Annotated in this window: 12 protein-coding genes; 6 read left to right on the plus strand and 6 right to left on the minus strand. The window is 70.5% G+C overall.

The window, feature by feature from the left end; genetic code table 11:
• Positions 1 to 127 precede the first annotated feature (127 nt).
• Together ACN6LB_RS15660 and ACN6LB_RS15665 are read left to right on the plus strand one after the other, a co-directional pair.
• Positions 128 to 673, plus strand: coding sequence for a DUF1697 domain-containing protein (locus ACN6LB_RS15660; RefSeq protein ID WP_445026349.1), 546 nt, complete (start codon positions 128 to 130; stop codon positions 671 to 673).
• Entirely contained in the window at positions 666 to 1,040 is a 375-nt protein-coding gene (locus ACN6LB_RS15665; protein ID WP_445026350.1) for a nuclear transport factor 2 family protein, read from the plus strand. Before ACN6LB_RS15660 ends, ACN6LB_RS15665 begins: the two co-directional genes overlap by 8 nt.
• On the opposite strand, the gene ACN6LB_RS15670 is transcribed toward ACN6LB_RS15665, so the two are convergent.
• Complete coding sequence (locus ACN6LB_RS15670; RefSeq protein WP_445026351.1) at positions 1,021 to 1,878, minus strand: transglutaminase-like domain-containing protein; 858 nt, start codon at positions 1,876 to 1,878, stop codon at positions 1,021 to 1,023. The two genes, ACN6LB_RS15665 and ACN6LB_RS15670, sit on opposite strands and share 20 nt — an antisense overlap.
• Positions 1,879 to 2,140: 262 nt before the next feature.
• On the opposite strand from ACN6LB_RS15670, the gene ACN6LB_RS15675 reads away from it, so the two are divergent.
• From ACN6LB_RS15675 to ACN6LB_RS15690, 4 genes are all read left to right on the plus strand, one after another.
• Positions 2,141 to 3,181, plus strand: a complete 1,041-nt coding sequence (locus ACN6LB_RS15675; RefSeq protein WP_445026352.1) for a ketopantoate reductase family protein — start codon at positions 2,141 to 2,143, stop codon at positions 3,179 to 3,181.
• A gap of 10 nt (positions 3,182 to 3,191) precedes the next feature.
• Positions 3,192 to 3,806: a TIGR03086 family metal-binding protein gene (locus ACN6LB_RS15680; protein ID WP_445026353.1), complete on the plus strand. Its 615-nt coding sequence runs from the start codon at positions 3,192 to 3,194 to the stop codon at positions 3,804 to 3,806.
• Between the two features lie 55 nt (positions 3,807 to 3,861).
• Complete coding sequence (locus tag ACN6LB_RS15685; RefSeq protein ID WP_445026354.1) at positions 3,862 to 4,494, plus strand: mycothiol-dependent nitroreductase Rv2466c family protein; 633 nt, start codon at positions 3,862 to 3,864, stop codon at positions 4,492 to 4,494.
• A 190-nt stretch (positions 4,495 to 4,684) separates the two neighbouring features.
• Positions 4,685 to 7,270, plus strand: coding sequence for a fibronectin type III domain-containing protein (locus tag ACN6LB_RS15690; RefSeq protein ID WP_445026355.1), 2,586 nt, complete (start codon positions 4,685 to 4,687; stop codon positions 7,268 to 7,270).
• Positions 7,271 to 7,297: 27 nt separating this feature from the next.
• Here ACN6LB_RS15690 and ACN6LB_RS15695 read toward each other — a convergent pair whose 3' ends face one another.
• From ACN6LB_RS15695 to ACN6LB_RS15715, 5 genes are all read right to left on the minus strand, one after another.
• Positions 7,298 to 8,035 (minus strand): sirohydrochlorin chelatase, encoded by a 738-nt coding sequence (locus ACN6LB_RS15695; RefSeq protein ID WP_445026356.1) that lies wholly within the window; start codon positions 8,033 to 8,035, stop codon positions 7,298 to 7,300.
• A gap of 6 nt (positions 8,036 to 8,041) precedes the next feature.
• The gene (locus ACN6LB_RS15700; protein WP_445026357.1) at positions 8,042 to 8,974 is read right to left on the minus strand and encodes an ABC transporter permease; all 933 of its coding nucleotides are present in this window, start codon (positions 8,972 to 8,974) and stop codon (positions 8,042 to 8,044) included.
• On the minus strand, positions 8,961 to 9,749 hold the full coding sequence (locus ACN6LB_RS15705; protein WP_445026358.1) for an ABC transporter ATP-binding protein: 789 nt from the start codon (positions 9,747 to 9,749) through the stop codon (positions 8,961 to 8,963). The genes ACN6LB_RS15700 and ACN6LB_RS15705 overlap by 14 nt, the downstream gene beginning before the upstream one ends.
• 36 nt (positions 9,750 to 9,785) lie before the next feature.
• The gene (locus tag ACN6LB_RS15710; protein ID WP_445026359.1) at positions 9,786 to 10,895 is read right to left on the minus strand and encodes an aliphatic sulfonate ABC transporter substrate-binding protein; all 1,110 of its coding nucleotides are present in this window, start codon (positions 10,893 to 10,895) and stop codon (positions 9,786 to 9,788) included.
• A gap of 229 nt (positions 10,896 to 11,124) precedes the next feature.
• Entirely contained in the window at positions 11,125 to 12,480 is a 1,356-nt protein-coding gene (locus ACN6LB_RS15715) for a sulfate adenylyltransferase subunit 1 (RefSeq protein WP_356145097.1), read from the minus strand.
• Position 12,481 lies beyond the last annotated feature (1 nt).

Genomic DNA, 12,481 nt, shown 5'->3' on the forward strand with positions numbered 1-12,481 from the left:
TCGGATCGCCGATCCGTCGGCCGGAACGCCGGACGGGCTCCTGAAGATCGTCGAGGGACGCGGCGCTCCTGACCGCGGCCGTCGTGCCCACCCCCATGGGGCACGGCGGCCGCTTTATGGTGTGCGGATGACGATGTATGCGGCGCTGCTGCGCGGGATCAACGTGGGCGGCAACAAGAAGGTGCCGATGGCCGAACTGCGCACGCTGATGCAGGGACTCGGGTACGACTCCGTGGCCACCTATCTGCAGAGCGGCAACGCCGTCTTCGGCAGCGACCACGGCGACGAGGACTCCCTCGCCGCGGAGTTGGCGCAGGCGATCGAGAAGCACTTCGGCTTCACCGTCGGTGTGCTCGTGCGCGATCACACCTACCTCAAGGCCGTACGCGAGGCGTGTCCGTTCCCGGCCGCCGAACTGGAGGCCAAGCAGTTGCACGTCACCTACTTCTCCATGCCCGTCGGCGCCGAACGGTTCGCCGCCGTCGACGCGGTGGCCTTTCTCCCCGAGGAGTTCCGCCTCGGCGACCGCGAGCTGTACCTGTACGCCCCCGAGGGCCTCGGCCGCTCGAAACTGGCCGAGGCCCTGTCGAAGCCCCGGCTGCTCAAGGGCCTCACCGCCACCACCCGCAACTGGAACACCGTCGTGAAACTGGAGGAGCTCACCGGTGCCTGAGCGCAACCCCGCTGTCGAGGCCGCCGTCGAAGCCGAACTGCGCCTCCTCGACCCGGAGGTGCGCCGGTCGCCCGAGTTGGTCGGGGCCCTGCTCCACCCGGAGTTCCACGAGTTCGGCGCCTCGGGCCGGCACTGGGACCGCGCCTCGATCATCGCCGCGCTCGCCGTGACCACCGCGCCGGGCGCCCGGCCCGTCGTCACCTCACAGATGAAGGGCGTCCAGCTCGCCCCCGACCTCGTCCACCTCACCTTCGACACCGACCACAACGGCCGCCGCGCGCACCGGAGTTCGCTGTGGCGGCGGACGGGGGAGGGGTGGCTGCTGTACTTCCATCAGGGGACGGTGTTCAGCGCCGCGGAAGGGTGACCTGCCGCAGGCCGAGGTAGGGCGAGTGGGAGAGGATCTCGCCCGGCACGGCCAGCAGGGGGTGTGCGTGGAGCCGGCGGAGGTCCTCGGGCGCACGCGCCTCGGCCACCGTGTCGATCAGCGCGAAGTCGTCCTCGGTGAGCGAGTCGTAGCGCTGCGGCCCCGCCAGTCCCCAGCCGTCCCACGGCAGTGGTTCCGTGCCGTTCAGCGCGGCGAGGTCCAGTACGACACTGTTGAGGACGAGCCACATTCCGCGCAGTCCGTCCACGGCCCACACCCCGAACGTCTCCGGGTCGGCCTTCCCGGCCCGGCACGCCTGCCAGGCCTGCCCGGCCACGACGAAGCGGTCCCTCGGCACGTCCAGCGGGTCGAAGGGTACGTCGTGGTCGCCTCCGTGCACCTGCGGGTCGATCAGTCGCCAACTCCCGTCCGGCAGACGGTATTCGGTGACCCAGTGGTCGTCGTGGAAGCCCTCGACGAAGTACGTGGCGTAGCCGCCGCGGATCCTGGCCGGTGTCCCCGTCGCCCGCAGCAGCGAGCACAGGAGCAGTGCGAAGTCCCGGCAGGTGCCGACGAAACGCTGCTCGGGCGCCCGTCGCTCGGTGAGCGGCGCGTCGCCGCGTTCGCGCAGGATCCGCAGCAGCTCGGTCACGTAGCGCGACTCCGCGTCCACGTGCAGGCGTTGCTCGGGGATGGCGTACCCGAAGCGCTCGCCCTCCAGGCGGTGGATGATCAACCCCCGGACGAGGGAGGCCAGTTGGCCGGGCTCTCGTGGAAGCCCGCCGACGTCGAGGTCACCGGGGTCGCTGTACGGGGTCTGCGTGAGGTGGAGGTCCATGACGACGAGGCTGAGGTCTGCCCTTGGGGGAAGGTCAACGGGGGCGGGGGTGGGGGCCCTACGGGGTTTTCGCCCCCTCCGCCCCTACCCGTCCCGTCTCCCGGGGCTCCGCCCCTGGACCCCCGCTCCTCAAACGCCGGAGGGGCTATTTCTAGCCGACAGGGGGGTCTGGGGGCGCAGCCCCCGGGTTCCGGGACGGGAAGGGGCGGAGGGGGCGAGGAATCCCGTGGATGGTGCACGCAGCTGTGCGAGGCTGGGGCGCATGCGCTACATCATCATCGGAGCAGGGGCGGTCGGCGGAGCCATCGGCGGCCGCCTGGCCGGAGCGGGCCACGAGGTGGTGCTCGTCGCGCGCGGAGCGCAGCACGCGGCGCTCACCGAACACGGCCTGCGCTTCAGAACGCCCGAGGGCGAGCTCACGTACCGGTTGCCCGTCGTCGACGGACCGCAGGCGCTCGGCGAGTTGCGCACGGACGACGTCCTGGTGCTGTCCGTGAAGACGCAGGACAGCGCGGCAGCCCTGGACACCTGGGCCCCCGTCCCGGTGGCGGGCGGCAAGGGCACGGCGGCCGGGCAACTGCCCCTCGTCTGCGCGCAGAACGGCGTGGAGAGCCAGCGCCTCGCGCTCCGCCGCTTTTGCCGTGTGTACGGCGTCTGCGTCTGGCTGCCCGCGACCTTCGTGGAACCGGGCGTCGTCTCCGCGGCCGGCGCCCCGCTCACCGGCATCCTGCACATCGGCCGCTTCCCGCACGGCACGGACGGCACGGCCCGCCGTATCGCCGCCGACCTGGAGAAGTCCCGCTTCGAGGCGCCGGTCGTGCCCGACGTGACGCGCTGGCAGTACGCCAAGCTGCTCGGCAACCTGGCGAACTCGATCGAGGCGGTCAGCGGGGTCCTCGCCGGCGAGGAGGGCCTGAAGCTCTACGAACGGGTCCGGGCCGAGGGCGAAGCCGTGCTGGCCGCGGCCGGGATCGCGTACGCGAGCGAGGAGGAGCAGAAGGAGGCCCGGGGCGACAGGATCCGCTTCGAACCGTTCGACGGCTCCCCGCGCGGCGCCGGCTCCTCCTGGCAGTCCCTGAACCGAGGCACCGGCACCATCGAGGCCGACTACCTCAACGGCGAGATCGCACTTCTGGGCCGGCTGCACGGCGTACCCACCCCGCTGAACGAACTGCTCCAGCGCCTCGCGAACACCTTCGCGCGCGAGCGCAGACAGGCGGGCTCGATGGCGGTCGCGGAACTCGTGCACCTCGCGGACGAGGCTGTCGCGTTTGTTCAAGAGGACCGACCGCTGCGCTCCTAGCGTGGAGCGCATGAACAACGCGTACAAGAACGTGCATCCGTACATGGTGGAATGCGCCGCCGAGGCCGCCCGGGTGGCCCGGGGGGTCACGGCGACGCGGCTGTCAGGACCCAGCCTCTGCGGGGACTGGGACGTCCGCACCCTGGTGAACCACTGGGTCCTCTACACCTCGCACGGTCTGGAGCACCGCGCCCTGCGCAAGCAGCTCCCCGAGGAGCTGACCGGACGCGACTTCACGGCCGGGCCCGACTGGGCGCAGGCGTACGCCGAGCAGCTCGACCGTGCCGTCGCCGCCTGGGACGACCCGGCGGTGTGGGAGGGCGAGGTGGACCTCGGCATGGCGAAGATGCCCGCGGCCGAGATCGCGTCGATGATCGTGAAGGAGCTGGCGGTCCACGGCTGGGACGTGGCCACCGTCACCGGCCAGGAGTTCCGTATCTCGGACGCGGCGGCCGGCTTCGTCCTGGAGGTGGTCGAGAAGCACGCCGAGCTGTACCGGCAGTACGACGGCTTCGCCGACCCGGTGTCCGTACCGGACGACGCGTCCGCGTTCGAGCGCGCGCTGGCCGAGAGCGGTCGGGACCCGCGCCGGGCCGCCGCCCTCGTCCAAGAAGTGGACCAGTAAAGAACTGCGGAATTGGATCGGGATTCTGTGCCACTCGGCGGGTAGCGTCGACCGCATGACGCCCACCGAGAACAACTCCGGATCGCCGACCCGTGTCGACTTCTACTTCGACCCCGCCTGCCCCTTCGCCTGGATCACCTCCCGCTGGATGCTGGAGGTCGAACGCACCCGGCCGCTCGACCTCCGCTTCCGTGCGATGAGCCTGTATCTGCACAATGTCGGCAATGAACTCCCGGACTGGTATCGGGAGTTGGTCGACAAGTCGATCGGCCCGGTGCGGGTCGCCGTGGCTGCGGCCGAGCAGCACGGCACGAAGGTGCTGCGCGAGCTCTACACGGCCTTCGGCACCCGCATCCACGAGCGGAAGATCGAGGACTTCGACGTGGTGATCGCCGAGTCGCTCGCCGAGGTCGGACTTCCGGCCGAACTCGCCGCCGCGGCCCACGACTCCGCGTACGACGAGGCCGTACGGCGCAGTCACGAGGCGGGCATGGAGTCCGACTCGGACGGTTATGTGGGGACTCCCACCATTCATGTCGATGGAACAGTGTGGTTCGGCCCTGTGCTGCGGGCCATTCCGCGGGGCGAGAAGGCGGCCGAACTCTTCGACAGCTTCCGGGTGCTGGCAGCGCACCCCGACTTCTTCGAGCTGAAGCGGACACGGACCGGAGGGCTGTCCTTCGACTGAACGCAGGTCAGCAACCTGAACCATGGTCCGATGAATTGGAACCCGTGGCGCCTCGCCCGCGCCATTCCCAGCGGGTTTTCGGGCTTACGTGTCCGATTCATTGACGGCGTCCCTTCAATGCTCCTACCTTTCCGGGGTCAGGTACGGCTGATCCCTGGGAGGGAACATGCCCGCGCGCCGAAGAGCCGCCGTGATCACCCTGGTTTCCGCACTGTTGGCCCTGGGGGTCACCGGCGCCGAAACCGCGACCGGGGCCGCCGGGTCCTCCGATCTCTATGTGTCCCCGTCCGGGGACGACCAAGCGAACGGCACCGTCCAGCACCCCGTACGCACGCTGGAACGCGCCCGCGACCTCGCCCGGGACCGCGTCGCCGACCTGGACGGCGACCTCACCGTCCACCTCGCCGCCGGCACCTACCGCCGGTCGAAGCCGCTCGTCCTCGACGCCCGGGACTCGGGCGCGAACGGGCACAAGGTCGTGTGGCAGGGCACCGGGAACACCGTCGTCAGCGGCGGCCGCAAGGTCGCCGGCTGGCAGAAGGACGAGGGCCGCCCCGGCCTCTGGTCGGCGCCCGCGCCCCAAGGGCTCACCGACACACGGCAGTTGTACGTCGACGGGGTGCGTGCACAGCGGGCCCGCGGCGCCGTGCCCGTCGCCCTCACCCAGACCGCCACCGGGTACACGGCGTCCTCCGGCACACTCGCACACTGGAAGCACCCGTCCGACGCCGAGTTCGTCTACACCAGTGGCGAAGCCCTGTGGAACATCGAGCGCAACGGCCTCGGCCAGTGGACCGAGCCGCGCTGCCGCATCGCCGCCGCCGAGGGCACCACGATCACGATGGCCCAGCCGTGCTGGGACAACTCCAACAAACGCGTGGAGTTCCCCGACATCCCGGGCCGCACGGTCAGCATGGTCGGGCCCGGCCGTCTCACCAACGGCGGCCGCGCCACGTACATCGAGAACGCCTACGAACTCCTCGACCAGCCCGGCGAGTGGTATCTCGACCGGACCGAGCACCGGGTCTACTACCTGCCCCGCGCGGGCGAGGACCCGACCCGCGCCGACATCGAGCTGGCACAGGCCGAGAAGCTGGTCGACGGCCGCGGCACTGCCTCCGCACCCGTCCACGACGTCGCCTTCCGCGGGCTGCAGTTCAGCTACGCGACCTGGCTCACCCCCTCCCGGCCCGAGGGCTTCTCCGAGATCCAGGCGGGCTACACCATCACGGGTGACAAGGGTTGGGCCACCCAGGGCCTGTGCCAGTACGTCGAGGGCGGCACCTGCCCGTTCGCGTCCTGGACGAAGATGCCGGGCAACGTGTCCTTCGCCCACGGACAGCGCATCGAGTTCAGCGACGACGTCTTCGCCCACCTCGGCGCCTCCGGGCTCGATCTGGGCGCGGGCTCCGCGGACTCGGCCGTCAGCGGCAGCATCTTCACCGACATCTCCGGCAACGGCCTGGAGATCGGCGGCGTGGACGGCCAGACACCCGCCACCGGCGTCCAGGTGACGAACAATCACCTCTACGGGCTGCCTCGCGAGTACCACGGCGGCGTGGCGATCCTCAACGGGTACACCCGGCACAACACCATCGCCCACAACCAGATCGACCACGTCGGCTACAGCGCGATCTCCATGGGCTGGGGCGGCTGGCCCGACAAGATCGGCGATCCGGCGACCGCGAACCCCAGCCACGACAACGCCGTCCGCGACAACCTGATCTCCGACTACATGCAGATGCTCGACGACGGCGGCGGCATCTACACCCAGGGTCTGACCGGCACCTCGACGGCCGACGGCGAGAAGGTCACCGGCAACGTCATCCACGACCAGCTGGGCCTCGGCAAGAGCGTCTACACCGACAACGGCTGCACCTACGAGACCATCGAGGGCAACGTCCTCTACGGCGCTGCGTACGCCAACGTCGGATCGCGGCACACCGACTACCGGGACGGCCTCGGCAACAACGATCCCACCCTCATCAAGGGCAACTGGTGGGAGGAAGGAACGGCCGACGGGGACAACAAGGGCCTCGTGACCAGCGGCAACAAAATCATGGCCACGCCGTCCGACGTACCGTCACAGGTGCTGGCGAACGCGGGACTCGAACCGGCTCACCGAGGACTGCTGAACCGGAAGATCGGAGCGGCGGCCGCCCCCGAGGCGCCCTCGCGCGTCGGCACCGGCACGGCAGGCGCCGACGCCCTCCAGGTCACCTTCAACCCGAGCTTCGCGGACGGCGGCTCACCCGTGACGGGCTACACGGCGCGCGCCTATGACGCGAGGGGCAGTCAAGCCGGCGAACAGAGCGTCAGCGCAACCGAGTTCAAGCGCACCGCCCTCGTCCGCATCGGTGGACTCCCGGCGTCCGGCGGCCCGTTCACGGTCACCGTCACCGCGCGCAACGCCCACGGCGCGAGCGCCCCGTCGCCGGCCTCGCTCCCGCTGACCCCCACCGCCGTGCACGCGCTGCCGGGCGCCCCCACGGGTCCCAAGCTGCGTGCGGCGTCCACGGCGGCGACCGTGGCCTGGACGCCGCCGACGGCCACCGGCGACGCCAAGGTGATCGGCTACCGCGTCACCGTCTCCGACGGCCGTGCCCCGATCGACGTCAGGGGACGGGACGTCCTGGTGACCCAGCCGTCGGCCAAGGGCATGTTCCGGGTGCTCGGCGGGCTCGCGCCCGGCACCTCGTACACCGTCACCATCGCGGCTGTGACCGCGGCGGGCACCGGTCCGACAGCCACCGTGACGGCGACCACCAAGCCCTGACCCGGGCACGGCGCGGCGGCGCTCGGGTCAGGCCCCGAGCGCCGTCAGGGCGGGCCTGCGCGCCTCGTCGTAACGCTCCAGCAGGACACGGGCCACCTCAGGCGCGGGCCCCAGCACATCGGCCAGTACGTCCGCCTCGGCGGCGCCCCGCGCGATGCGGTCCGGCAGGAAGCCGGGCGCGAGGACATAGGGGGCTACGGCGACCCGGGCGCACCCGAGGGCGCGCAGCTCGCGCACGGCGTCCTCGGTGCGCGGAAGAGAAGCGGAGGCGAACGCAGGCCGCACGGCGCACCAACCGGTGTGCCGCCACTCCCGCGCGATGTCAGCGATCACTGCGATCGCCTCCGGGTCGGTGGACCCCGCCGAGGCCAGCACGACCCCGGTCGAGGACTTGTCGGCGGGGCTCAGCCCGGCCTCGTACAACCGTTGTTCGAGGGCGGAGGTGAGCAGGGGCGAGGGGCCGAGCACCTCCGCCTGCCGGATGCGCAGCCGCGCCGGCGCGTCCCGCAGCACCGCCGGGATGTCGGCCTTCGCGTGGAAGGCGCGGGTCAGGAGCAGCGGCAGCGCCACCACATCCCGCACGCCCTGCGCATCCAGGGACTCCAACACTCCTTGCACCGACGGGATGTTGAAGTCCAGGAAGCCGGTCTCCACCCGCACGCCCGGACGCAGCGCCCGCACCCGCCGTACCAGCGCATGCACCGTCGCGGCGTGCCGCGGATCGCGGCTGCCGTGGGCGATGACGAGAAGGACCGGGGCGGGCATGGGAGTTCAGCTCTTCACGAGGAGACCGCGAGTGCGCAGCACCCACCGCTCGACCGGGCTGAAGATCAGCAGGTCGATGGCGATGCCGACGAACAGGATGAGGAAGATGGCCAGGAAGACCATCGACATGGAGCTGGCGGTGCGGCCGTTCTCCAGCAGCTGGCCGAGACCGACGCCCAGTTCGGGGGAGGAGGCGATGATCTCCGCCGCCATCAGCGAGCGCCAGGAGAACGCCCAGCCCTGCTTGAGGCCGGCGACGTAACCCGGCAGGGCCGCCGGCAGGACGATGTGCCATGTGCCGCGCAGGCCCGTCGCGCCCATCGTCCGGCCCGCCCGCAGGAACAGCGGGGGCACCTGGTCGACGCCCGACACCAGGCCGTTGGCGATCGACGGGACGGCGCCCAGCAGGATCACCGCGTACATCATGGAGGGCTCGAGGCCGAGCCAGATGACGGCCGGCGGCACCCAGGCCACCGACGGCAGCGACTGGAGACCCGACAGGATCGGACCGATCGCCGCACGCACGAACTTCACCCGGGCCACCACCAGACCCAGCGGGGTGCCGATGGCGAGCGCCAGCAGGAAGCCGAACAGACCGCGCGAGACGCTCGTCCAGATGTAGCCGAGCAGCTTGCCTTCCAGCCAGGCGTCCTCGACCTCGCCCCACACGGCGCCGGGCGAGGGCAGCTTGCTCGGGTCGTCCACGATCTTGAACGAGATCAGCGCCTGCCAGATCGCGAGGAGCACCACGATCGCCACGACCGGCGGCAGAGTCTTCTCCCGAAGCGTGCGCCCGACCCGCTGCGGGAGCGGCCTGCGTCCGATCACACCGACTTCGAGGGCGTCGAGGCCGGCCTCCAGACCGAACAGCTCGTAGTTGTCCTTGACATGGGCGTCCGTGGCGGAAGGGCCCGTCCCCGGGGTCTCAGTGCTGGCCATGACGGCGGATCTCCCCACGCAGTTCTTCGGTGATCTCGATGGACAGCTCCGCGACGTCGGCGTCCTCGATGCGGCGCGGCTGCGGAATCTCCACGGTCCACTCGCGCGCGATCCGGCCCGGACGGGAGGAGAGCAGCACCACCCGCTGCGCGAGGCGCACCGCCTCGCGCACGTTGTGCGTGACGAAGAGGACGGAGAGTCCCGTCTCCTTCCAGATCCGGGTCAGCTCGTCGTGCAGCACGTCCCGGGTGATGGCGTCGAGAGCCGCGAACGGCTCGTCCATCAGCAGCAGTTGGCTGTCCTGGGCGAGCGCGCGGGCCATCGCGACGCGCTGGCGCATACCGCCGGACAGCTCGTGCACCCGCTTGCCGTACGCGTCCTTGAGCCGGACGAGTTCGAGCAGCTCCTCGGCCCGGTCGCGCCGCTCGGACTTCGCGACACCCCGCAGCCTCAGGGCGAGTTCGATGTTCTTGCCCGCGGTCAGCCACGGGAAGAGGGCGTGCTCCTGGAACATCAGGGCCGGGCGGCCGTGCGTCGTGATGCTGCCCGCGGTCGGGGCGTCGAGGCCCGCGACCAGGTTCAGCAGGGTCGACTTGCCGCAGCCCGAGGCCCCCAGGAGGGTGACGAACTCGCCCGGCGCGACATCAAGGGTGATGTCGTCGAGGACGAGCTGCCGCCCGGCGGGTCCGGAGAAGGACTTCGAGACGTGCTCGATCCGCGCGGCGTGCTCCACCGACACGGTGGCGTCGGCGTCCTTGGCGAGGGTTGTTGCCATGGTCGTCACCTCCTGGGAACTCATCGGTGTGCAGGGTTACTTGGTGCCGAGACCGGCGTCGTCGACCGCACTCTCACCAGCGGCCTTGAGGACCTTGTTGAGCAGCGTCAGGTCGTAGATCCCGGTCAGGTCGGGCTTCTCCAGCAGGCCCGCCTTGACCGCGTGCGCCGCCTCGGTGTTGAGGGTGGACGCCAGCGGGTCGTTGGTGATCTGGATGGACTTCCACGCCGGGTCCAGGACGGCGGCCGGCAGTTCCTTGCCGGAGTCCGTCTTGAGCTGGGCGTTCGCCGACGCCTTCGCCTCGTCCGGGTTGGCGTTGATCCACTTGTTGGTCTCGACCGAGCCCTTGAGCACGGCCTCGACGACCTTCGGGTGGGCCTTGAGGAACTTCTGCGACACGATGATGTTCGTGATCACGAACTTCTTGTCGGGCCACAGCGTCGACTCGTCGAGCAGCACCTTGCCGCCCTCGGCGACCAGCTTGGACGCGGTCGGCTCCGGCACCCAGGCGCCGTCGATGGAGCCGGACTTGTAGGCGTCCGGGGTGATCTTGTTGTCGGTGCGGATGACCGAGACGTCGCCCTTGCCGCTCTCCGCGTCGACCTTCCAGCCCTGCTCCGCGACCCAGTTGAGGAACGCGACGTCCTGCGTGTTGCCGAGCTGCGGGGTCGCGATCTTCTTGCCCTTGACGTCCTTCAGGGACTTGATCTTCTTCGGGTTGACTACGAGCTTCACACCGCCGGACGCCGAACCGCCGATGATGCGCAGGCTCTTGCCGTCGGACTTGACGTAGCCGTTGATCGCCGGGGAGGGGCCGATCCAGCCGATGTCGATCGAACCGGAGTTGAGCGCCTCGATCTCGGAGGGACCCGCGTTGAAGATCGAGTACTTCGCCTCGGTGGCGCCGAGGGCCTTCTGGAAGATGCCCTTCTGGTTGCCGACCAGCGCGGTGGCGTGCGTCAGGTTTCCGAAGTAGCCGATCTTCACGGTGTCGAGACCGTCGATCTTCTTCGACCCGGCGGCGACCTTCGCCTTGGTGTCGTCCTTGGCCTCGGAGCCGTAGCTGCAGGCGGCGAGGGCGAGGAGGGGGAGCGCGGTGGCGACGGCAATGCCGCGGCGGAGAAGCGCGGAGCGGATGGCAGGCACGGGAGGGGTTCCTCTCGTTGGCCCGGCGGTCACGGGTTCAGTTCGTGGCCGGGAGGTCGGCAGGTCTTCGTCTTGTCCAAGACGCAGGGTGGGGGGACGGGGCGCGCAGGCAGTGCGCGTACGTCAGCACGCACATCGCCCGACCCCGCCCTGCCCGCTGCCGAGGGCGCCGCTGCCGACGCGGCCGCCCTCCTTCGCGAACGTGGAGTAGAAGTCGGTGGACGTCATGTCAGAAGTCCCAGCCGTCGTCGTCGGACTCGTCCTTGACGGGCTCCGGCGCGGCGAAGGACTCGCCGACCATGCCCGCCGTGAGGGTGGTGCCGTCCGCCGGGTCGATCAGGATGAACGAGCCGGTACGGCGGGAGTCGGCGTACGCGTCGAGCGGCAGCGGCTCGGCCGTACGGATCTTGACGCGGCCGATGTCGTTCGCGACCAGCTGCCCGGGGTGCGGGTGCAGCGAGAGGTCGTCGAGGGTCAGCCGCGACGGGATGTCCTTGACGATCGCCTTGACCGTGCGGGTGCCGTGCTTGAGCAGGACCCGGTGGCCGACGGTCAGCGGGGCGTCGGCGACATGGCAGACGGTCGCCTCCACGTCCTGGGTCGTGGCGGGCGCGTCCTTGGCCGGCACGAGCAGGTCGCCGCGCGAGATGTCGATGTCGTCCTCCAGCAGGAGCGTCACCGACTGCGGGGTCCACGCCACGGCCACCGGCTCGCCCAGCAGGTCGATCCCGGTGACCTTCGACGTACGGCCGGAGGGCAGCACCGTCACGCTGTCGCCGACCCGGAACGTACCGGCCGCGATCTGGCCCGCGTACCCGCGGTAGTCGGGGTGCTCGGCGGTCTGCGGGCGGATCACGTACTGCACGGGCAGCCGGGCATGGCAGTGCGCCAGGTCGTGGCTGACCGGCACCGTCTCCAGGTGCTCCAGGAACGTCGGGCCGCCGTACCAGTCCATGTTCGAGGACGGGTCCACCACGTTGTCGCCGGCCAGCGCCGAGATCGGGATCGCGGTGACCTCCGGGACGCCGAGCTCGCTCGCGTACGCCGTGAACTCCTCGGCGATCGCGGCGAAGACGGACTCCTTGTACTCCACGAGGTCCATCTTGTTGACGGCGAGGACGACGTGCGGGACGCGGAGCAGGGCGGCGATCGCCGCGTGGCGGCGGGTCTGCTCGACGACGCCGTTGCGGGCGTCCACCAGGATCACCGTGAGCTCGGCGGTGGAGGCACCCGTCACCATGTTGCGGGTGTACTGCACGTGGCCGGGGGTGTCGGCGAGGATGAACCGCCGCTGTGCCGTGGCGAAGTAGCGGTAGGCGACGTCGATGGTGATGCCCTGTTCGCGCTCCGCGCGCAGGCCGTCGGTGAGCAGGGCGAGGTCGGGGGCGTCCTGGCCACGGTTGCGGGAGGCGTGTTCGACGGCCTCCAGCTGGTCGGCGAGGACCGACTTGGAGTCGTGCAGCAGGCGGCCGACGAGGGTGGACTTGCCGTCGTCGACTGAGCCGGCGGTCGCGAAGCGCAGCAGCGTGGTCGCGGACAGCTGCTCGACCGAGAGCGTCTGGGTGGGTTCGGCGGTGCTGGTCATG

Source organism: Streptomyces sp. SAS_270, assembly GCF_052543295.1.